We start from the raw sequence: 19630 nt of genomic DNA on the forward strand, positions 1-19630 counted from the left end.
GGGAAGTTGGGGCTGGTTCGCGCAATTTTGCAAGATGAGGGGATGAACGGCGCCGGGGCTTGCCTCAGCAGGGCAGGGTGATCTCGAACCGCGTCGCCGTATCGTCCGACAGCACGTTGATCTCGCCGCCATGCGCCTCGACGATCTGCGCGGAGATATAAAGGCCGAGCCCGAGCCCCTGCGGGCTGGCCTGCGGCTTTCCCTTGAAGAAGGGCCGGAACAGGTTTTCGCGGCTGTCGGCGGGAATGGCCTTGCCGGAATTGGACACCGATATTTTCAGCTTGTCGCCGGTGCGTCCGGCCTGAATGTGGATGGGCTCGCCTGGCGGGCCATGCGTGACCGCGTTGCCGATAAGGTTCGACATGACCTGCATGATCCGGGCGGCGTCGCATGTGACCGCGCCCTCAATGTCTACGTCCACCTTGAAGACAGCTGCGGGGTGCGCGTTCCTGATTTCGCTGATGACCTGGGATATCTGGTCCGCCAGATCCGTATGAGGCCGCTTCTCCAGACCAATACCGTCGCCGAGCCGCACGCGGGCAAAGTCCATCATGTTGCTGATCAGTTCGGACATGCGGGCTGAGCTTGCGCGCATGCCCTGCAGGACCTTTTCGGATTTTTCACTATGGGACTCACGCGACAGAAGGTTCAGACCTGAGACGATCGAGCCCAGGGGGTTGCGCAGGTCATGTCCGAGGATGGCGAGAAACTGTTCGCGCAGTTCGGCTTCCAGGCGCTGATCCAGAATGGTCTGGTCACGTTCCTTGTGGTCGGTGACGTCACGTGTCGTGCAGTAGAAAATGCCTTCTTCGGGCACGGCGACCCATGACAGCCATCGATATTTGCCGTCATTCGTGCGGTATCGGTTCTCGAAACGCAGGACAGGGTGGCCTTTACGCAGCTCCTCAAACCCTTCCATCGATCGAGCGACATCATCGGGATGGAGGAAATCGAGATAGGGGCGGCCGACCATCTCCTTGGGCGTCCATCCGAGCGTCGCCTCCCAGGCCGGATTGACGGCGGCAAAGCAACCATTCTGGTCCAGAATGCACAACATGTCCGGGCTAAGGCGCCAGTTCTCGGTCGCTAGATGGTGCTCGTCCAAAAATTTTCTCCAGCGCCTCTGACGTATTTACATCAGATATGCATCCGAACTTCTAGGCTTTCCATAAGCTTCGGCACTGATCGAAATCAGTTTTCTGGACGATTTCAGGGTTCCAGGCGGGTTTCGGGCTGTCAGCTGGGACTGCATGCTCGGGTGAGCGTGGCGGCGCGCTGGCGGGCGACTGGCGGCACGGTGGCGGGCCGCTGGCGTGGCCTGTCGCGCTGGTTTTCGACTTTCTGGAGGCATCTGTTATTCAAACAAAGCCGGGAGTGAATGAATGTCCTTCAAAGCCGATTCAGCCAAAATCAAACGCTGGCGCGAGGAGCGTCACTGGTCGCAGGAGCACTTGGCCGAGCTTGCTGGCGTTGGTGTGCGCACCGTCCAGCGGATCGAGACGGGCGAGCCCGCTTCGCAGGAGTCGCTGAAAGCGCTGGCGGCGGCGTTCAATGTCGATGTCATGGCGCTGGCGGTCGACCAGCAGGCCGAGGCGGCGAGCATGATCGCGCAGAAGAACGCCAGAGCGCGCGCCATAATGCGGCTGGTCTTCTGGATCCATCTGGCCAGCTGGGCGATGGGTATGCTCATTTTCGCGGGGATCAGTATCTCCGTCGGCGGGCCGGGCTATGCGATGCTCCAGCCAAGTATCTGGTGGACGGTGGGCCTGTCGGGCCACGCCGTGTCGGTTGTGATCGTCGAAGTGGTGACGCGGTATCAGGATCAATACGAGGTGGCGGGGTGAAGATCTCGGGACGGGGATGAGGGGGTGCCAATTTATCAAATCTGCGCCTCACCATGGCTTGACCATGGTGTCCATCAACCGCCCTTTCATCCAGCCTGAACGGCTGGAGATGGACCCCGGATCAAGTCCGGGGTGACGCCCCGAGGGTGATGGGCTAAAGCTCTCGCTGAGGTAGGGAGACGCACATGGCCATCGAGAAGAAGACGCTGCCTGAGCAGCATTATCTGTATGTCGAGCGCGAAGCCGCGATGGGGCCGGAGATTGGCACGGCGATGGGGTCTGGCTTTGGCGAAGTGTTCGGCTTTGTCGGGCAGGCCGGGATCACGCCGCAGAGCATGCCGATGACGCTCTACACGGCGATGCCGGACGGTTCGACGATCAGATTCCACGCAGGCGTATTCGTGTCAGCCGATGATGCCGCGAAGGCGTCGGGCAATGTGAAAGCGGGCGTCATTCCAGCGGGCGAGGCGGTGACGACGACGCATGTCGGGCCCTACGCGAACATGAACCAGAGCCACCAGGCGGTCTGGGCCCATTGTGACGCTGAAGGGCTGAAGAAGGCGATGCCGGTCTGGGAAGTCTATGTGGACGATCCCGGCAAGGTCGAGGAAGCCAGGCTCAGGACAGAGATATATCGGCGTGTGGGGTGAGGCGCCAGCTCTCTGTTCCCCGCGGGAGAAGGGCCGGGGATGAGGGGGCGCTAGGGTCACAGTTCTGCGCCTCACCATGGCTTGACCATGGTGTCCATCTCCCACCGTTTCATCCAGCCTGAAGGGCAGGAGATGGACCCCGGATCACGTCCGGGGAGACGCCCGACCGAATGCGTCTCGTTCGCCGCAGATACCTGCGTGGTTCGGCCGGCTCACCATGAGGGGCAGGTATCCCAGGCGCCCCACCGGCGTGTTGAGTGAGGCTCAAAAGTCATCCCCTGGACCCCTGCCTGCGCAGGGGTCTGCGGCGTGGGGCCGGAAGAGAAGGTCAGGACATAGATTTATCGGCGGGTGGGGTGAGGCTAGGCTGAACTCAACAATTCGATCGAGTTGTAGGCTTAATCGCGCGGCTTGTTATTTACGCAATCCCAAAGCCGGCCGTCGGCGTCACGCAAGTAGGTTGTACAGCGATCTTCTATACGTTCGATTGGATGACAGCCTCGGGGCAAAAGGCGGTTTATAGTCTCGATATAAAGACCCAGATCGTGATCAATTGCACAGTATGGATCCCAGTTTCTGAGCCAGTGATTGCATGTGATCAGTGCTCGATGCTGCCCATTCCAAAACGGTCCAAAATTTCTTGCAGTGGGATGAAGCATAAGCTGGTCGTAGTACATTTGACCGACAATCTCGACGAATTGAATAGGGTGAACCCAAGTGGATATTAGGTCAGCATATCTATGCGACCTCCAATTCGCGTGTAACCCATCGTCAAAGAGACAAACGAGCCCCAAGTCCCCTAAACGCATCGATATTCCGGTAGCTATGTAGTGATCGTGTAAGTCAAAGCGTTCAATTTCCTGTCCCTGATCATCAATTCGAAAACGATAAAGCGAAAAAGATGGTCCATAGAATTTTTTGTCTGCCGGATCGTCGCGAAAGCAGCTCCAAGCTGATTTTTTTTGTGCGTAGATTGCGATGAAAAGCCCAAGCCACGTTATGAATGGCATCAATTCCCTTGGCACGACGGTATTCGGTGTCACGTCATTGCGAGTTTTCGGATCTGGAGACTCGTAGCCTACCCGCGCAAGTAGCCAGAAAATTTTGGCAAGCCAAAAGGCAAATTCTTCGTCGTGAACATTTGTTGCTTCTTCGTAGAAGCCCTCGCCATTGGAAGAGCACTTATCCCATGCGCGGGTGATCTTATTTTCTAGCTGAGAAAAGCGCTGGGTATTGCAGATTCTACAAACATGAACGCGGATGGATTTATACTCTCTAAGAATTCCATTCGGGAGAGTAAGCCGACGATGTCGGAGCGCCAATCGTTGTTGGAGCCAAGAAGGTATTATATGTTCGTCCGTGGGCCTGTTTTGATCACTGAAGCCTCTGCGGCAAAGGGGACAGTGTGACTGCAGAGGCAGCAGATTTCGATAAGAATCAACAAGTCGTTTGGACATTGAAAATCAACCAAAAGATGAGATTCCCTAATCTATCGGTTGGGATGGTTACTTTTCGGTTTTTTTGTTGGCTTCCTCGATAAAGTGGAGACTAGGCCTCCACTCAAACCCCCGTCACGAACGTGGAGATCACCTTCTTCAGGCCCACCTTCTCGAAGTTGACCTGCAGCTTGGTCCCGTCCGCCGCGAGCACCTGGCCGTAGCCGAATTTGTCGTGGTGGACGCGTTGGCCGATCTTGAAGGCGGATTTGCCGGCGCTGGTGGCGAGGAGTTCGGCCTTGCCGTCGATGATGGGGCCGGGTTTTGAGCTGGCGGACTTGGCATTCTCCTTCAGGCGGCGCCAGCCGGGGGAGGTGTAGTTGCTGCGCTCGCCCAGGTCTTCGATCGTGCCGGTGAAGCCGGTATCGCCGCCGGGCATGGTGGAATAGCCGGTCTCACTGACGGCCTCGACATGGTCATGCGGCAGCTCATCAACGAAGCGGGATGGCAGGACAGACTGCCATCGCCCGAAGATCATGCGGTTGGCGACAAAGCTGATCGAGCAGTTTTCGCGCGCGCGGGTGATGCCGACATAAGCGAGGCGGCGTTCTTCCTCGAGGCCTTTCATCCCGCTCTCATCGAGCGAGCGGCGGGACGGGAAAACCTCTTCCTCCCAGCCCGGCAGGAAGACCATCGGCCATTCAAGGCCCTTGGCGGCGTGAAGCGTCAGGATCTGGACTTCATTGCCGGAGCTTTGTCCGCCGACATCCATGACCAGCTGCACATGTTCGAGAAAGCCGGCGAGGCTGTCGAACTGGCCGATGGCGTGGATCAGCTCCTTGAGGTTGTCGAGACGGGTCTGGGCCTGGGGGCTGCGGTCCTTCTGCAGCATGTCAGTATAGCCGGACTCGTCGAGGATGACCTGGGCGAGTTCGTGATGCGGCATGTCATTGGCGAGCCGGTCGCGCCACATATTGATCTGGTCGATGAAGGTGGTGAGGCCGCGCTTGGCGGGGCCTTTGACCTCATCGGTCTGCAGGATCATCGGGACCAGGGTGAAGAGCGAGCGGCCGTCCTCGCGGGCGAAGGTCTGCAGCTTCTGGATCGTGGTCGCGCCAACGCCGCGCTTGGGCTGGTTGACGATGCGCTCGAAGGCAAGGTCATCGTCCGGGCTGCGGATGAGGCGCAGATAGGCAAGCGCATCGCGAATCTCGGCGCGCTCGAAGAAGCGCGGGCCGCCTATGACGCGGTACGGGATTCCGAGCATAATGAGGCGCTCTTCGAAGAGGCGCATCTGCCATGAGGCGCGCACGAGGATGGCGCAGTCTTCATACTGGCCGCCCTTGTTCACATAGCTCTCAATGTCGTCGCAGATGAGGCGCGCTTCAGCCTCGCCATCCCAGAGGCCGCGAACCTTGACCTTGTCGGCGTCCGGATCGGCGGAGGTTTCCTCGCCGACATAGAGCGTCTTGCCGAGGCGGCCCTTATTGAAATTGATGACCGAGGAGGCGGCCGCGAGAATGTGCGCCGTCGAGCGGTAATTGCGCTCCAGCCGGATGACCTTCGCGCCTGGAAAGTCCTTCTCGAAGCGCAGGATATTGTCGACCTCGGCGCCGCGCCAGCCATAGATCGACTGGTCGTCATCGCCGACGCAGCAGATATTTCCGGTGCCGCGCGCGAGCAGGCGCAACCACAGATACTGGGCGACGTTCGTATCCTGATACTCGTCGACGAGAATGTACTTGAACCGCTTGTGATAGTCGGCGAGCAGGTCAGGGTTTTCCTGGAAGATCGTGATGTTGTGGATCAGCAGGTCACCAAAGTCGCAGGCATTGAGGACTTTGAGTCGGGCCTGGTAGGTCTCGTAGAGTTTGACGCCCTTGCCGTCCGCGAAGTTCCAGGCCTCGTCCTGCGGGACCTTGCCGGGGGTCAGCGCGCGGTTCTTCCAGCCATCAATCAGGCTGGCGAGATGGCGCGGGGTCCAGCGTTTGGTGTCGATGTTCTCGGCCTCGATCACCTGTTTGCAGAGGCGGATGGCATCGTCGGTATCGAGAATGGTGAAGCTGGATTTGAGGCCGGCGAGCTCTGCGTGCTTTCGCAGGATCTGCGCGCTGATCGAGTGGAAAGTGCCGAGCCATCTAAGTCCCTCGCCCGCATCGCCGATCAGGCTTAGCGCACGTTCCCGCATTTCGCGGGCGGCCTTGTTGGTGAAGGTGACGGTGAGGGTCTGCGACGGCCAGGCCAGACCGGTGCCGATAATGTGGGCAAGGCGGGTCGTCAGAACACGTGTCTTTCCGGTGCCAGCGCCTGCAAGCACGAGGAGCGGACCATCGGTCGTCTCGACGGCCTCGCGCTGCTCCGGATTCAGACCTTCGAGATAGTCCGCATTGCGATCTGCCACGGGCGCACGGGCGGCGGCCATTTCGGAGATCGAGCGTTGGCGATTCGGGTTGGAACTCATGGAGAACATATAGCAGGTGTCACGCCCATTGGCAGGGGTTAGCTGCGCCGGGCAAGTCAGACTGTCTGGCGTTCCGAAATGACGTCGTGATGGGCAAGCACAACGTCGATCTCCGCTAGGCTATTTGCGAAAGGCGATCGTGACTTCGCCGATGCGAATGCCGTAGCGGGTTACATAGGCGCGATTGATCAGGACATCATCCTGTAACAGGTACATCCAGTCGTCGAAGCCGACATTCCAGGTGTCATCGCCCACTTTCAGGTCGACCTTGTATTTCCAGTTGAACGCATTGCCGACAGCCTGGCCTTCGGCCATGTCCGGCACATCGTTGGCGGTGCCACGATAGCGGCCATTCCCGAGGATTTCGATGGTCCAGGTGCGGGTGTCCTGCTCGCCATCATAATAGTCGAAGTCCTCGACCAGCGTCAGCGTGTTGCCGTCCAGCGTGCCCGTGATGTCCACGTCGAACTGACGGCGGATCTTGCCGAACCGGTCCTCGAAGATGCCATAGGCTTTCGACTCGCCGACAAAATAGTCTTCCAGAAGAAGTGTCGTTTCGGCTCCGGAAAAATCCTGGATTTCGTTGGATACGCAGGCGGTGGCGGCGAGCGATGTCGCGATTAGTGCTCCTGCTGCAGGTGCGGACGCTTTCATGACGTGTCTCCTTTGCCTCAGGATACGTTGGCGGAGGGTGGCCGGATCAAACTTGACTCTGTGGATTAGATCGAGGGGGCTATAAGGGGTTCTAAAACCAAGAGTGGGGAGACGAGAATGGCGAAGACATCCGAGGAAATGCTGGAGAGCATGAAGGCTGGCATTGAGGAGAAGACTGGCAAGCCGCTGGATCACTGGACCGCGATCGTGAAGTCGAGCGGGCTTGAGAAGCATGGCGAGCAGATGAAGCTGCTCAAAGGTGACCATGGCCTCACGCATGGCTACGCTAACTTCATCTGCCAGGCGGCGAAGGGCCGGCTGGATGCGAGCGAGGATGATCTGCTTGCCGGTCAGTATCAGGGCAAGGAAGGGCTGAAGCCCATCTATGAGGCGCTTGAAAGCTTCGCGAAGACGCTGGGAAGCGATGTCGAGATCGCGCCGAAGAAGACCTCCGTTGCTTTCCGGCGGTCAAAGAATTTCGCGGTCGTCACCCCGGCCACCAAGACGCGGGTCGACCTCGGCTTGAACCTCAAGGGCGAGAACGGAACCATGCGTCTTACCGAAGAAAAGCCTGGCTCGATGTGCACGCACAAGATCAAGCTTCAGGCGGCTGAAGAAGTCGATGACGAGGTCAAAGCCTGGCTCAAGGCGGCGTATAATCGGGCGTGAACAGGCCGGCACACAAACTGCCCTGACCCGAAATTGTCCGGTCCTGCGCCTCTGGAGTTAGAGGCATTGAGGAGCGGGCATGGCCGAGACGAAGCAGGTTTTCAGGATATCCATTGGCGGCCGGATTGGTGCAGCCGTGATTGTGATGTCGATTGTACTCGTTGCGGTCGCAACGCTGGCAGGCGCGGTCCAGCTCTGGCAGGCCTCCGAATATATATGGGCCCTAGTGGTGGCGTCGATTGCGATCCCGCTCGGCCTGATCCTTCGGTACATGTTGCGCGATCTGCAGGGCAAGTGGGGCTGGCGGGTTGAAGTCAGGTCAGATCACGCAGTGGTGTCCTTGCCGTCCGGCCGATCCCTGTATCATCGACCTCCTGCCTATTCGGGCGTGGTGGCTTATAGCGACCTCTCTCGCGTCGAGTGCCGCCCGGAACTCTACGCACAGCTCGGCACCGAAAGCGTCATCGATACCTGGTGGCTTATCCCGAAGCAGGGCGAGGCGCTGCTGATCGCCGAAGACCGGCCGACCAACCCGCGATACGATATGCGCACGACTTTCGCCAGGGAAACCGCCACAGCCATCGCCGAGGCGGCCGGCGTCAAAGTCAAACACTGCCAGATGGCCGAGGGACATGCCGGAATTCTCGGCATGTGGGGCGTCAGGCCACCCGGCACCTGAGATTCGCCGTCAGGCGCTGATTGTCTCGCTGCCTGCGAACACATTCATCCAAACTGGTTCAGGCCACGGGCGGTGTCGCGACCCTAGTCGGACATGACCTCGGTGTGGGTGAGCGTGTCGGTGTATTGCTGGAAGCCCGTGATCGCCCCGTCTTCAACCGTCCAGACGTGCACGAAGGGAATGTCCATCTCCTTGCCGGTCGTCGCATGCTTGGCCTGGTAGCGGCCGATGACGGCGACCCTGTCGCCCTGTGCGATGTATTCGGATGGCACCGCATTGAAATAGTCCCACTCGCCGCCGAGACGGGCGAACACACCGGTGACGATGGCTTCGGCGCCGACATAGGGGTTCTTGTCGGCGTATGGGCTGTTCTCTGCCTCGTTCCAGGTGATCTCTTCCGCAAAGCCACTCGTGGCGGCGGCAATGTCGCCACTCTCGAAACCGGCATAGACGCCCTTCACCAAATTCGTCGCAGACGCGGCGTCTTCGGCCGCTTCGACGACTTCCATTTCCGGATCAACCGGCGGCGTCTGCGCCGTGGCGGACAGTCCAGCCGTGGCAGCAACAAGGCCCAAGGTTGTGAAGGCAATAATGTTTTTCATGTGCGTTTCCCCTGATTTGTCAGACCGCAAGCCGCGCACGAAAGAGGCAGATCGTCAAGTTTCTCGAAAGTGCACAGCGTCGCTCAGCCTCCCCCCAAATCCGGGGGGAGGCGAGCGTCTGCGAATGCGGATTGCCTAGTAGAGCGTTGCCATGGCCTTGGCGTCGTAGCCTTCCAGCTCGTCAGTGCGGCCTTCCTTGACCTTCTGGGCCCAGAACGGGTCCTGAAGGAGGGCGCGGCCAACAGCGACAAGGTCAAACTCGCCCTTGTCGAGGCGCTCGATCACATCGGTGAGCGGACGGGTCTTGGAGTCTTCACCGCGCATGCCGCCGATGAACTCGCCCGACAAGCCGACGGAGCCAACGGTGATGGTTGGAAGGCCGGTCAGCTTTTTTGCCCAGCCAGCGGTGTTGAGGCCGTTCTCGCCATCGACGTCCGGGAATTCGGCTTCCCAGAAGCGGCGCTGGGAGGCGTGCAGAACATCCACGCCCGCATCGACGAAGACTTTCAGGAAGGCTTCGAATTCCTGAGGGGTCTGGGCCAGCTTGGCGTCATAGTCCTGCTGTTTCCATTGTGAGAAGCGCAGGATGACCGGAATGTCCGGGCCGACGGCCTTTTTCACTTCGGAGATCACTTCGCCAGCGAAGGTGGCGCGATCGACGAGGGTGCCGCCATATTTGTCTTCGCGCTTGTTCATGACATCCCAGAAGAACTCATCGATCAGATAGCCGTGGGCGCCGTGGATTTCGACGGTGTCGAAGCCAAGCTCCTTGGCGCTGGCTGCAGCCTTGGCATAGGCGGCGACCATGTCAGCCACTTCCGACTCACTTGGCTCTTCGAAGATCTGCTTACCCTTGTGGGTGACGCCGGACGGGCTGTCGGAGGGCGCATCTGGATAATGTCCGGTGCCGCTCTTGCGGAGCAGGCCCTGATGCCAGATCTGCGGTCCCATCTTGCCGCCTTCAGCGTGTACGGCGTCAATCACCTTCTTCCAGCCCGCGAGCGCCGGCTCTGTGTGGAAGAGGGGGTAATTTGGATTGTCAGACGCGCCCTTGCGCGGCACCAGCGTGCCTTCAGAGATGATCAGGCCAACATCTGCGCCAGCGCGGCGGGCATAATAGTCGCGAACGTCATCGGTTGGCACGCCATTCGGGCTGAAGCCCCGCGTCATCGGCGCCATGACGATCCGGTTGGGCAGGTCCAGCGATTTAAGCTTGAACGGTTCAAACAGCGGTGCGGCTGATGACATGAAGGATCTCCATTTATTTCACTGGGCAAGTATCTGGGCAGACCGCCAGCGTCAATCAATGACCATAAGCGGACAAAACATTCAGAACACATTCACTTGAGCAATTCTAAACTTGGTGTCACTTACTCCGCCAAAGGGGAAATGGGATGAGAGCTTTTATTGCGATTTCCGGACTGGCCGCGCTGGCCGCCTGTTCGACGCCTGGCATCGACTATTCCGCAGCGATCGTTCCGCCGCACACAGCCGCAGTCGAGACGCGAACTGTCGATGTCGGCCGCTTCGATGGCCCCGGCGGTAACTGGTATGCGAGCCAGTTCGAAGCGATGCTGGTGAATGCGAGTTTCGATGGCCAGCCCTGGTTCAAGATCGCGCGCTATTCCGATGGCTACGTGCCGCAGGGCCAGCGGGCAGGCATCTATGAAGGCATCACCAATATCGAGTCCTATGAGGCCGAAGAGTATTCACGCACCGTATCCAAATGTGTTGAGTGGGACGGCGCGTTCGATTGTGAACATCGCGAGGATGTCGAGGAGATCTGTCTTCGCGAAGAGGTGGAGGTGTCGGTCAATCCGCGATTGGTAGAATATGGGAGTGGCCGGGTCCTCTTTTCCCAGACTTATTATGGCTCTGACAGCTATGAGAGCTGCGATGAGGTTTACTGGCGCGGCCGGCGCGGCAAGAAGCACCACGGTGGCGGCTATTCATATGGCCTGATCGGTGGCGTGCAGCCGCCGCGCGACATGGTCATCGATGCGTTGTCAGATACGCTGCACCAGATTCGAAACGATATCGCCCCGCGCAATACGACAGCGCGTGCGACCTTCGTCGATGAGACACTCGATCCTGTGCTCGGGGCTGATCCACGCTTCGAGCAGGCCGTGAAGGCAGGCCGGGACGCACCGTTTGAGTCGTGCGCGACGTGGCGGGCTCTGAAGGATCAATATCCGAATGCGCCGGCGGTGACGCACAATCTCGGGGCCTGTTATGAATCGTCTGGGGATTTCCTTGGCGCCCATACGCTCTACGCCGAGGCGGCGGAACAGTCAGCGGCGATGAGTGGCACCGGCCAGCCGATGAAAGACTACAGCCAGTCTCTGGCGCGCATGGCGTCTTACAGGACGGGGCTGCAACTGCTCGACAGGCTGGTGCGCAGTGAAGACGAATGGATGGCCGTTCCGCCTGCTGAGAGCGAGGCTGGAAGCTAGGCGGGCGTGTCTACGCCATTCCCATCAGAAAGCCGATACCGACGGCGACGGCAAAACATGCGGTGATGATCGAAGTTTTGTAGAGGATGCGGGTCATGTCAGTCCTTGCTTGTCTGGCCAGTCTCGCGCCCTCGAATGCGAGCCGGTCTGATTGCAGGGTTAACGCGCACGCTTCGATTATCGTTCCCGTTTCGCGCCTTCGACCGTTTTTTTGGTCTTGTCGGCGGCGGCTTTCTCACTGGCTTTCTGAGCCTTCGTCCGGCCAAATCTGGCGCGGTTCTCCTCGGCTTTCTGCTCTTTGTCGGCCCGCGCTTTGGCCTTGCGAGCCTTGTTGAGATTGATGGGTGACGTCATCGTTTGGTCTCTCGCGTAATGTCCTGACTGTTTCGTTTATATCCTCACCCGCAGCAAAAGACATTGACAAATCGCGCTGACAGAGTACTTTGAAGTTCAAAGTTGATAGTGGAGCAAAGTATGAACCAGTCCCTGACCGACGATTTATCCTATTTGAGAGACCTTGCTGAGAGCGGGCAGACCGCGCCCTTGCTGGGCGGGCGCTTCCTGGCCTGGTGGGGTGGTCTCGTCACCATTGCCTACCTCGCCCACTATGCGATCGCGGCGGATGTTTTTGGCTTGCCGGACACAGCGTTTGCGTGGATGTGGGGCGCGTTTGGTGTCATCGGCTTCGGTGGTTTTAAAATCATGCAGGCCACTTTCCCGAAGTCCAAGCCGGGCGCGTCTTCTGTCGGTAACCAGATCAGCGCCGTTATCTGGATGGCGGGCGGCATGGTGCTGTTTTCATTTTTCGCGGGCGTTATCATCCGGTCCATCATGGAAGGGCAGGCGAGCATCGGCTTTCTCTGGTCCGTGCCGCTGGTGCTGGGCATCTATGGCATCTGCCAGCTCACATCAGGGCTGTTGGCCAAAAGCCGCCCGCTCATGATTGCTGGCTGGGGCGCGATTGCATCGTCTGGTGTCGCCGCAATCTTTACCGGGTCGAATACGGTTTGGCTGGTTGGAGCCGTTGTCGCAGCGCTGACTGTGTTTCTGCCTGGCCTCATCCTGATGCGCCAGGAGCCATCCGAGGTGGTCTGAACGATGAGTGAGACCAATCCCTTTGATCACGCAGCGATTGACGATGTCATCCATGGGCGCCTGCGCCTCGGTATCATGGCCTATCTGACAGCAGCGAGCCCGGCGATTTTTGGCGAGTTACGCGACAAGGTCGGCGCCACGGATGGCAACCTCTCGACGCATCTGAAGAAGCTCGAGGCGGCTGGGTATGTGCGCCAGGAAAAGCGGTTCGTCGACAAGCGGCCGCAGACACGCGTCTTCCTCACCGATTCAGGACGCAAGGCCTGGCTCAGCTGGATCGAGACCATGAACAATCTGATGAAGGCGGCTGAATAGGCCGCCTTTTTTCTAGTCGCCGTGCGTGTCGCGCCACTGTTCCATGGCGAGCGAGATGGCGAAGGTTTCACGGTATTTCGGACTGGAGGCCGGTCGCGGGGCGCGCGCGGATGTCAGGGCCATGATCTCGGCAAGCTTGTTGTGAGCGGCCCCCGCCTGTCCGGCGCCGATATAGGCGTGCAGCTCGACCAGGGCAGACGAAAGCGGATCGTGCGCGCGGATGACAAAGTACGGTTCGTCGTCTGCGATCTTGTCGAGCACGTCGAATTCGGACGGATTGGCTTTCGAGCCGATGGGGGCTTTGGACATGGATGCGCGCCTTTCGAATCAGTTTCCCGGTATGGTCGGCAGACTAGGTAAATGACGCGTTCGCGTCACCTGCGGAGAACCACCTAGTGTCCGCCGTCGAAGACGACGCGCCGACCAACAATTCTGCTGCCAGAGCATCGCCCTCATTAAATCTTGATTGACAATATGTTGTCGAAATGACAACAAGCGGACAAATGGAGTGCGTATGACGAAGACGAAACAGACCGATGGCGCCGTGATCACGGATCTCATGCTGGAGACGTTCCGGCTGAACGGGGCGTTGCTCGAAGCGGGCGACAGGCTTGTCAAAGACCTCGGCCTGACCAGCGCGCGCTGGCAAGTGCTGGGCGCCATCATGCTGGAGGGCAGGCCTCAGACCGTGGCGCAGATTGCCCGCCGCATGGGGCTGTCGAGGCAGGCGGTTCAGCGTGTCGTCCACGATCTGACGGCGCAGGGCCTCGTCCAGCCGATGGAGAACCCAGATCACAAACGCGCGCCCCTGATCACGCTGACGCCTGAAGGAGAGGCGGCCTATGGAAATGCCATCAAGCGGCAGGACGACTGGGCCAGCGAGCTTGCGTCTGAGATCGATGGTGAACAGGCCCGGGCCGCGCTCGCGACGCTTAAGGCGCTGTCGGACCTTTGCGGCGCGACGAGGCGCCCGGCCTTGCCCGTGAAGGGGAAAGGAGGCGCGTCATGAAAAAGATCGTGCATCGTCTGGCGGGCACGCTGGCGCTCTTACTGATCAGCAGTTTCTGGCTGGCGACAATTCTGACCGAGCTTAGCGGCCGCGAAGAGGCGATCTTTTTGGCCAAGCGGAGCATTCTTTACGCAATGGCATTGCTCATCCCGTCCCTCATGATCACGGCCGGCAGCGGCTTTGCCCTGGCTGGCAAGCGGGTCGGGCGGCTTGTGAACGCCAAGAAAAAGCGGATGCCTTTCATTGCGCTCAATGGGCTGCTGATCCTGGTGCCGAGCGCGGTCTTTCTGTGGTGGAAGGCGGGCCAGGGCGACTTCGATCTGTCTTTTGCCGTAGTTCAGGGCATAGAGCTCGCCGCTGGGGCGACCAATATTACCCTGATCGGGCTGAACATTCGTGACGGCATTCGCTTGTCACGGTTCACCGCAGCCAGACCAGCCTGAACGCCCTGTCCAGTCTGTATCAGTGCCCGCCGCCGAACACGCCGGTGCGCACCGAATAGTCCGCTGCGAGCGTATAATCGGGGTCATCATCGCTATCGACCATGAGTTGGCCGGCTCTTTTCAGGAGCTTGTGACAGTCGCGGGAGAGGTGGCGTAGACGGAGTGTCTTGCCGTGGGCTTCATACTTTGCAGCGAGGTCTTCAATGGCCTGCAAGGCTGACTGATCGACAACGCGTGAGCGCATGAAGTCCACGATGACGACGTCCGGGTCTGTCTCAGGATGGAAGAGTTCGGCAAAGCCATCGGTGGAGCCGAAGAAGAGCGGACCTTCAATCTCATAGACGTGGGCGCCGGGTGTGCGCACCGAGTCGCGCTCGATGATGCGGATGCGGCGCGCATTGTTCCAGGCATAGGCGAGGGCCGACACGATCACGCCGACGACGACGGCGGTGGCAAGGTCATACATGACGGTGACGCCGGTCACGAGCACGATGACGATGGCATCGGTCAGAGGGATACGCGTCATTATGCGGAGGCTGTTCCAGGCAAAGGTGCCGATCACGACCATGAACATCACGCCGACCAGTGCGGCGAGCGGGATGAGTTCGATAATGCCGGAGCCGACGAGGATGAAGGCAAGCAGGAAGAGCGCTGCCGAAATGCCGGAGAGACGCGTGCGCCCGCCCGATTTCACATTGATCATGGACTGGCCGATCATCGCGCAGCCGCCCATGCCGCCGAAAAAGCCGGTGACGAGGTTTGCTGTGCCCTGCGCGATGCACTCCTGGCTCGCGCCGCCGCGCTTGTTTGTCATCTCGCCGACGAGGTTCAGCGTCAGCAGGCTCTCGATCAGGCCGATGGCGGCAAGGATGACAGCGTAAGGCAGGATGATCTGAAGCGTCTCCAGATTGATCGGCACCATCGGGATATGGAAGTTCGGCAGACCGCCTTGGATGGAGGCGAGGTCGCCCACACGCGGCACGTCGAGGCCGAGGCCGATGACCAGTGCGGCGACGAGGCCGATGCCGGCAAGCGGCGCAGGGATGGCCTTTGTCAGCTTGGGCATGCCCCAGATGATCGCCATGGTGAGCGCCACGAGACCGAGCATCAGGATGAGCGGCCAGCCGGTCATCCATTCGCCGCCCGCCATGCCATGGCCTGAAGCTTCTGCGGTGCCGGGGACCTGGAACTGGCTGAGCTGCGCCAGGAAGATCACGATGGCGAGGCCGTTGACGAAGCCGAGCATGACAGGGTGCGGCACGAGCCGGATGAACTTGCCGAGCTTGAAGATGCCCGCCGCCAGCTGAAGGATGCCCATCAAGACGACGGTGGCGAACAGGTATTCGACGCCATGCTGGGCGACGAGCGCGACCATGACGACAGCGAGCGCGCCTGTTGCGCCGGAGATCATGCCGGGCCGCCCGCCAATACAGGCCGTAATCAGGCCGACGATGAAGGCGGCATAAAGCCCGACCAGTGGGTGCACACCCGCGACAAAGGCGAAAGCAACAGCTTCAGGGACAAGGGCCAGCGCGACCGTCAGGCCGGACAGAAGTTCGGTCTTGATGCGGCTCGGCGTGAATTTGGCGAGGTTCGCCTGTGAGAAGTTCTGTGCCCCGAGGCGGTCAGCGAATGTCTGGAAGGTTGTCTTGGTCGTCACGCGGCAGCCCACCCGTTCAGTTTCAAAGTCATGGCATGCCTATGACGGCCTTCATGCTGCGGCGCAACACGAAGACCGTCATTGGAGCTGAATTTTCTCGGTGGCTGTTGCCTAGCTCGACGAGACGATCCCGCCATCGCACGGGATAGTGTGGCCGGAAATGAAGGCGCCTGCGCGCGACGAGAGGAACATGGCGAGGCCTGCAATGTCCTGCGGGGTGCCGACGCGGCCGGACGGGTTGCGCTCTGCCACGGAGTCCCAGTCGACGCCTTCGGTCTTGCCGCCAAAGCCAACGCCGGTGGACAGCATCCAGGTCGGGAAGGGGCCGGGGGCGATGCCGTTGACGAGGATGTGCTCGCCGACATGCTGGGCGCCCATGAAACGGGTGAGGTGGATGACGGCGGCCTTGGACGTGCCATAGGCATAGCCGCTGAAGGGCGAGGTATGCAGGCCATCGATCGAGGCGATGTTGATCACGCGGGCCGGATCTTCGGCGCTGGCGGACTTGCGCAGGAGCGGGATCAGCTTCTGGAACAGGAAGAAGATGCCTTTGACGTTGACGTCCATCACCTTGTCCCAGCCGCTTTCCGGGAACTCTTCCAGCGTCGCGCCCCAGGCTACCCCGGCATTGTTGATGAGCACGTCGATCTTGTCTTCACGCTTGGCAATCTCATCGGCGAGGTGCTGGATGCCGACCATCTGGCCGACGTCTGACGGGATCGCGTAGATCTCGCCGCCATATTCGCTCTTCAGCTTCTCAACGGTCTCTTCGCAGGCATCGGCCTTGCGCGATGAGATGATGACCTTGGCGCCATTGGCGAGATAGCCCGCCGCGAGCATTTCACCGATCCCGCGGGAGCCACCCGTGATGACCACAGTCTTGCCTTTGACGGAAAAGAGATTGCTGAAATCATTGCTCATGGCGTGTCCTCCTATGCTTCACTGGTGAAGCTTTTGGCGGATGACGGGCGCAGGGGCAAGTGGGTGGAGCGGGCTATCGCTAAAATTAGTCTCTAGTCGTCTTCCTCGACCCAGAAGATGAAGCCGGTCGTGTCGTTGAACGCGATGACGCCGGTGTCGAAGCAGACATCGCTGAGGCCGATCCACATCCATGCATTGTCGGGCGTGAAAGTGGGCGTGTCGTCCTCAAAATCGCTATGGCGGGAATTCGACCAGAACTGAGCAGACGGTCCGAGTTCGGTCAGCATGCCGAGCATTTCACTGGCTCTGGTCTCGGTAAAACGGCGGTCGCCGTGCGCGAGGGACTGTTCCTGGAGGTATGCCATGACGCGCGCAGCTGTCCGGCGATCAATCTGGAAGAAGTCCTTGTCGGAATGGGGGGCATAACCTGCCTGTCGGGCGATCGCTGTCACGCGACTGGAGCCCGGTATGTCGCTGACATCCCCCAGCCAGCAGCGGAAGCCGTCTCCGGCATCCGCCCATCTGGCCGCGAAGTCCGCGAGTTTGGTCATTACCCCGGCGAGATCATCTTGCTTGGGTCGACAATCGCGTCGAAATCCTCTTCGGGGATGCCGTCCTTGATGGCTTCTTCACGCAGGGTGGTGCCGTTCTTGTGAGCCGTCTTGGCGATCTTGGCCGCGCGGTCATAGCCGTATTTTTCCTTGAGCGGCGTGACCAGCATCAGCGAGTTCTTGAGGCCGCGCTCGATATTTTCGAGGCGTGGTTCGATGCCGACGACGCAATTGTCGGTGAAGCTGACGGCGGCATCTGCAAGCAGGCGGACCGATTGCAGGAAGTTGTAGGCCATCATCGGATTGAAGACGTTGAGCTCGAACTGGCCCTGTGAACCAGCAAAACCGATCGCGGCATTGTTGCCGTGGATATGGGCGCAGACCTGCGTCATCGCCTCGCACTGGGTCGGGTTGACCTTGCCCGGCATGATCGAGCTGCCCGGCTCGTTTTCCGGCAGCGACAGTTCCCCGAGGCCCGAGCGCGGGCCGGAGGCGAGATAACGGATATCGTTGGCGATCTTGAAGCAGGACATGGCGACCGTGTTGACCGCCCCGTGGGCAAAGACCATCGCGTCATGCGCGGCCAGGGCCTCGAACTTGTTCGGGGCCGTCTTGAACTCCAGGCCAGTAATGGCGGCGATCTTGCTGGCAACAAGCTCATCGAAGCCAACCGGCGAGGCGAGACCCGTGCCGACGGCCGTGCCGCCCTGAGCGAGCTCCATCAGCTTGGGGAGGGTCTGCTTTACGCGTTCGATGCCATTGGCGAGCTGCTGGGCATAGCCGGAGAATTCCTGGCCGAGCGTGACGGGCGTTGCGTCCTGAGTATGGGTGCGGCCGATCTTGATGATGTCGGTCCAGGCTTCGGCCTTGGTGTGCAGGGCGTCCTGCAGCTTGGACAGCGCGGGGATCAGCCGGTGGGTCAGTTCCTCGGCGCAGGCAATGTGCATGGCGGTGGGGAAGGTGTCATTCGACGATTGCGACATGTTGCAGTGATCGTTCGGGTGAACGGGCTTTTTCGAGCCCATCTCGCCGCCAAGGATCTCGATGGCGCGATTGGAGATCACTTCATTGGCGTTCATGTTGGACTGGGTGCCTGACCCGGTCTGCCAGACGACAAGCGGGAAATGCTCGTCCAGCTTGCCCTCGATCACTTCCTCGGCAGCCTGAATGATCACATCACCGAGTTTCGGGTCGAGCTTGCCAAGTTCCATATTCGACTGGGCGGCGGCTTTCTTGACGATGCCGAGGGCGCGGATGATCGGTTCGGGCTGTTTTTCCCAGCCGATCTTGAAGTTGCCGAGCGAGCGCTCGGCCTGCGCGCCCCAATACTTGTCTCCGGGAACTTCCACCGGGCCCATTGTATCGGTTTCGGTGCGTGGCTTGGCTTGCTTGTCGCCAAAAATACCCATCGGGAGACTCCTTTAAAGTCGGCAAATCTGTTGTCTTACCGCGCGCTTTAGCATGCAGGCAGCGCGTAGCAAATGCGATACAATGGTTACTCTTCGAGCGGGACTTCCACCATCAGCGCAACATGGACGCGGCCACCTTCTTCAGGTGCAGGTGGCTTACCCACTGTCTTGGAGATGCGGCTGTCGGAGACGTCGTAATTGTCGAGAATGGATGCTTCGACGGCGTGGGCTCTGGAGTTGGCCACGCCTTCGGCTTCGCCGCCCCGGTAGGCTGTGATGTCGATGCTGGCGCCCACGCAGTCGACACCGAGATGGTCGACTGTGTCGAACAGGATGGTTTCAGCGGTGGGCGTGATTTCGACGCTGTCGGGATGGAAGCCGATACTCGTCTCCGCGCAGGTGTCCATGGTGGTGCCTGCGTATTCAAATCGGATAGAGTTGTCGTCATTATTGCCGCAGCCGGCGAGGGCGAACAGGGAGAGGGCGATCAAACCCGTCGTCACATTTGCCGTCATACAGGTTTCTCCTGACTGCCACTGTGGCCTTGTGGCAGGTAGTGCATGTTCAAGGCAAGGCCCGATGCAGCTTTGTGGCACTGTGGCTGAGGAATATGTCAGCGCCAGCGATGGGACCGCACGCGCTTACTTCGCCGTTATCGCATGCACGCTGTTCGTTATGGATCGACCCGGCTGCCTCCGGCTTCCCGCTGGCGAGGGTAATTGGTTCAAGATTCCGGTGCCTTGCAGAGCAGGGGGCTTGCCCCGAACCAAAGCGATCTA

The 19630-nt window shown here is 59.9% G+C and carries 21 protein-coding genes; 9 read left to right on the forward strand and 12 right to left on the reverse strand.

The genetic code is table 11. The annotated features are described in order from the left end of the window. Positions 1-64 precede the first annotated feature (64 nt). Complete coding sequence (locus WNY37_RS05960) at positions 65-1105, reverse strand: PAS domain-containing sensor histidine kinase (protein ID WP_342972544.1); 1041 nt, start codon at positions 1103-1105, stop codon at positions 65-67. Between the two features lie 277 nt (positions 1106-1382). Here WNY37_RS05960 and WNY37_RS05965 point away from each other — a divergent pair, with 277 nt between their 5' ends. Together WNY37_RS05965 and WNY37_RS05970 are read left to right on the forward strand one after the other, a co-directional pair. Continuing rightward, positions 1383-1844 carry a helix-turn-helix transcriptional regulator gene (locus tag WNY37_RS05965; RefSeq protein ID WP_342972545.1) on the forward strand — a complete coding sequence of 154 codons (462 nt, stop codon included), beginning with the start codon at positions 1383-1385 and terminating at the stop codon, positions 1842-1844. A 185-nt stretch (positions 1845-2029) separates the two neighbouring features. After that, the gene (locus WNY37_RS05970; protein ID WP_342972546.1) at positions 2030-2494 is read left to right on the forward strand and encodes a GyrI-like domain-containing protein; all 465 of its coding nucleotides are present in this window, start codon (positions 2030-2032) and stop codon (positions 2492-2494) included. Between the two features lie 1560 nt (positions 2495-4054). Here the strand turns inward: WNY37_RS05970 and WNY37_RS05975 are convergent. Together WNY37_RS05975 and WNY37_RS05980 are read right to left on the reverse strand one after the other, a co-directional pair. Further along, entirely contained in the window at positions 4055-6400 is a 2346-nt protein-coding gene (locus WNY37_RS05975; protein WP_342972547.1) for a UvrD-helicase domain-containing protein, read from the reverse strand. A gap of 111 nt (positions 6401-6511) precedes the next feature. Then, positions 6512-7045 carry a DUF3833 domain-containing protein gene (locus WNY37_RS05980; RefSeq protein ID WP_342972548.1) on the reverse strand — a complete coding sequence of 178 codons (534 nt, stop codon included), beginning with the start codon at positions 7043-7045 and terminating at the stop codon, positions 6512-6514. A gap of 117 nt (positions 7046-7162) precedes the next feature. Here WNY37_RS05980 and WNY37_RS05985 point away from each other — a divergent pair, with 117 nt between their 5' ends. Next, positions 7163-7714, forward strand: coding sequence for a DUF5655 domain-containing protein (locus WNY37_RS05985; protein WP_342972549.1), 552 nt, complete (start codon positions 7163-7165; stop codon positions 7712-7714). A gap of 79 nt (positions 7715-7793) precedes the next feature. Further along, on the forward strand, positions 7794-8393 hold the full coding sequence (locus tag WNY37_RS05990) for a hypothetical protein (protein WP_342972550.1): 600 nt from the start codon (positions 7794-7796) through the stop codon (positions 8391-8393). 83 nt (positions 8394-8476) lie between these two features. Here the strand turns inward: WNY37_RS05990 and WNY37_RS05995 are convergent, their stop codons facing one another. Continuing rightward, entirely contained in the window at positions 8477-8995 is a 519-nt protein-coding gene (locus WNY37_RS05995) for a nuclear transport factor 2 family protein (RefSeq protein WP_342972551.1), read from the reverse strand. A 135-nt stretch (positions 8996-9130) separates the two neighbouring features. After that, positions 9131-10243, reverse strand: coding sequence for an NADH:flavin oxidoreductase (locus WNY37_RS06000; protein ID WP_342972552.1), 1113 nt, complete (start codon positions 10241-10243; stop codon positions 9131-9133). A 146-nt stretch (positions 10244-10389) separates the two neighbouring features. On the opposite strand from WNY37_RS06000, the gene WNY37_RS06005 reads away from it, so the two are divergent. After that, complete coding sequence (locus tag WNY37_RS06005; protein WP_342972553.1) at positions 10390-11448, forward strand: hypothetical protein; 1059 nt, start codon at positions 10390-10392, stop codon at positions 11446-11448. 177 nt (positions 11449-11625) lie between these two features. Here WNY37_RS06005 and WNY37_RS06010 read toward each other — a convergent pair whose 3' ends face one another. After that, complete coding sequence (locus tag WNY37_RS06010; RefSeq protein WP_342972554.1) at positions 11626-11802, reverse strand: DUF4169 family protein; 177 nt, start codon at positions 11800-11802, stop codon at positions 11626-11628. A 120-nt stretch (positions 11803-11922) separates the two neighbouring features. Here WNY37_RS06010 and WNY37_RS06015 point away from each other — a divergent pair, with 120 nt between their 5' ends. Together WNY37_RS06015 and WNY37_RS06020 are read left to right on the forward strand one after the other, a co-directional pair. Continuing rightward, positions 11923-12543, forward strand: coding sequence for a hypothetical protein (locus WNY37_RS06015; protein ID WP_342972555.1), 621 nt, complete (start codon positions 11923-11925; stop codon positions 12541-12543). A gap of 3 nt (positions 12544-12546) precedes the next feature. Further along, positions 12547-12858, forward strand: coding sequence for a transcriptional regulator (locus tag WNY37_RS06020; RefSeq protein ID WP_342972556.1), 312 nt, complete (start codon positions 12547-12549; stop codon positions 12856-12858). A gap of 12 nt (positions 12859-12870) precedes the next feature. Here WNY37_RS06020 and WNY37_RS06025 read toward each other — a convergent pair whose 3' ends face one another. After that, positions 12871-13167 carry an aspartate decarboxylase gene (locus tag WNY37_RS06025; protein ID WP_342972557.1) on the reverse strand — a complete coding sequence of 99 codons (297 nt, stop codon included), beginning with the start codon at positions 13165-13167 and terminating at the stop codon, positions 12871-12873. Between the two features lie 205 nt (positions 13168-13372). Between WNY37_RS06025 and WNY37_RS06030 the strand changes: the two genes are divergently transcribed. After that, the gene (locus WNY37_RS06030; RefSeq protein ID WP_342972558.1) at positions 13373-13867 is read left to right on the forward strand and encodes a MarR family winged helix-turn-helix transcriptional regulator; all 495 of its coding nucleotides are present in this window, start codon (positions 13373-13375) and stop codon (positions 13865-13867) included. Beyond that, a complete protein-coding gene (locus tag WNY37_RS06035) occupies positions 13864-14310 on the forward strand; it encodes a hypothetical protein (protein ID WP_342972559.1) in 447 nt (148 codons plus the stop codon). The genes WNY37_RS06030 and WNY37_RS06035 overlap by 4 nt, the downstream gene beginning before the upstream one ends. 19 nt (positions 14311-14329) lie before the next feature. Here the strand turns inward: WNY37_RS06035 and WNY37_RS06040 are convergent, their stop codons facing one another. The 5 genes from WNY37_RS06040 to WNY37_RS06060 all read right to left on the reverse strand — a co-directional run bounded on the left by WNY37_RS06040 (position 14330) and on the right by WNY37_RS06060 (position 19366). After that, complete coding sequence (locus WNY37_RS06040) at positions 14330-15970, reverse strand: SulP family inorganic anion transporter (RefSeq protein WP_342972560.1); 1641 nt, start codon at positions 15968-15970, stop codon at positions 14330-14332. A gap of 111 nt (positions 15971-16081) precedes the next feature. Next, positions 16082-16891, reverse strand: coding sequence for an SDR family oxidoreductase (locus tag WNY37_RS06045; protein ID WP_342972561.1), 810 nt, complete (start codon positions 16889-16891; stop codon positions 16082-16084). Positions 16892-16983: 92 nt separating this feature from the next. Further along, positions 16984-17442: a hypothetical protein gene (locus tag WNY37_RS06050; RefSeq protein ID WP_342972562.1), complete on the reverse strand. Its 459-nt coding sequence runs from the start codon at positions 17440-17442 to the stop codon at positions 16984-16986. Continuing rightward, positions 17442-18851: a class II fumarate hydratase gene (gene fumC, locus WNY37_RS06055; RefSeq protein ID WP_342972563.1), complete on the reverse strand. Its 1410-nt coding sequence runs from the start codon at positions 18849-18851 to the stop codon at positions 17442-17444. The genes WNY37_RS06050 and fumC overlap by 1 nt, the downstream gene beginning before the upstream one ends. Before the next feature lie 86 nt (positions 18852-18937). After that, positions 18938-19366 carry a hypothetical protein gene (locus WNY37_RS06060; protein ID WP_342972564.1) on the reverse strand — a complete coding sequence of 143 codons (429 nt, stop codon included), beginning with the start codon at positions 19364-19366 and terminating at the stop codon, positions 18938-18940. Positions 19367-19630 lie beyond the last annotated feature (264 nt).

This window comes from Henriciella sp. AS95, from assembly GCF_038900055.1.
Lineage (GTDB): Bacteria > Pseudomonadota > Alphaproteobacteria > Caulobacterales > Hyphomonadaceae > Henriciella.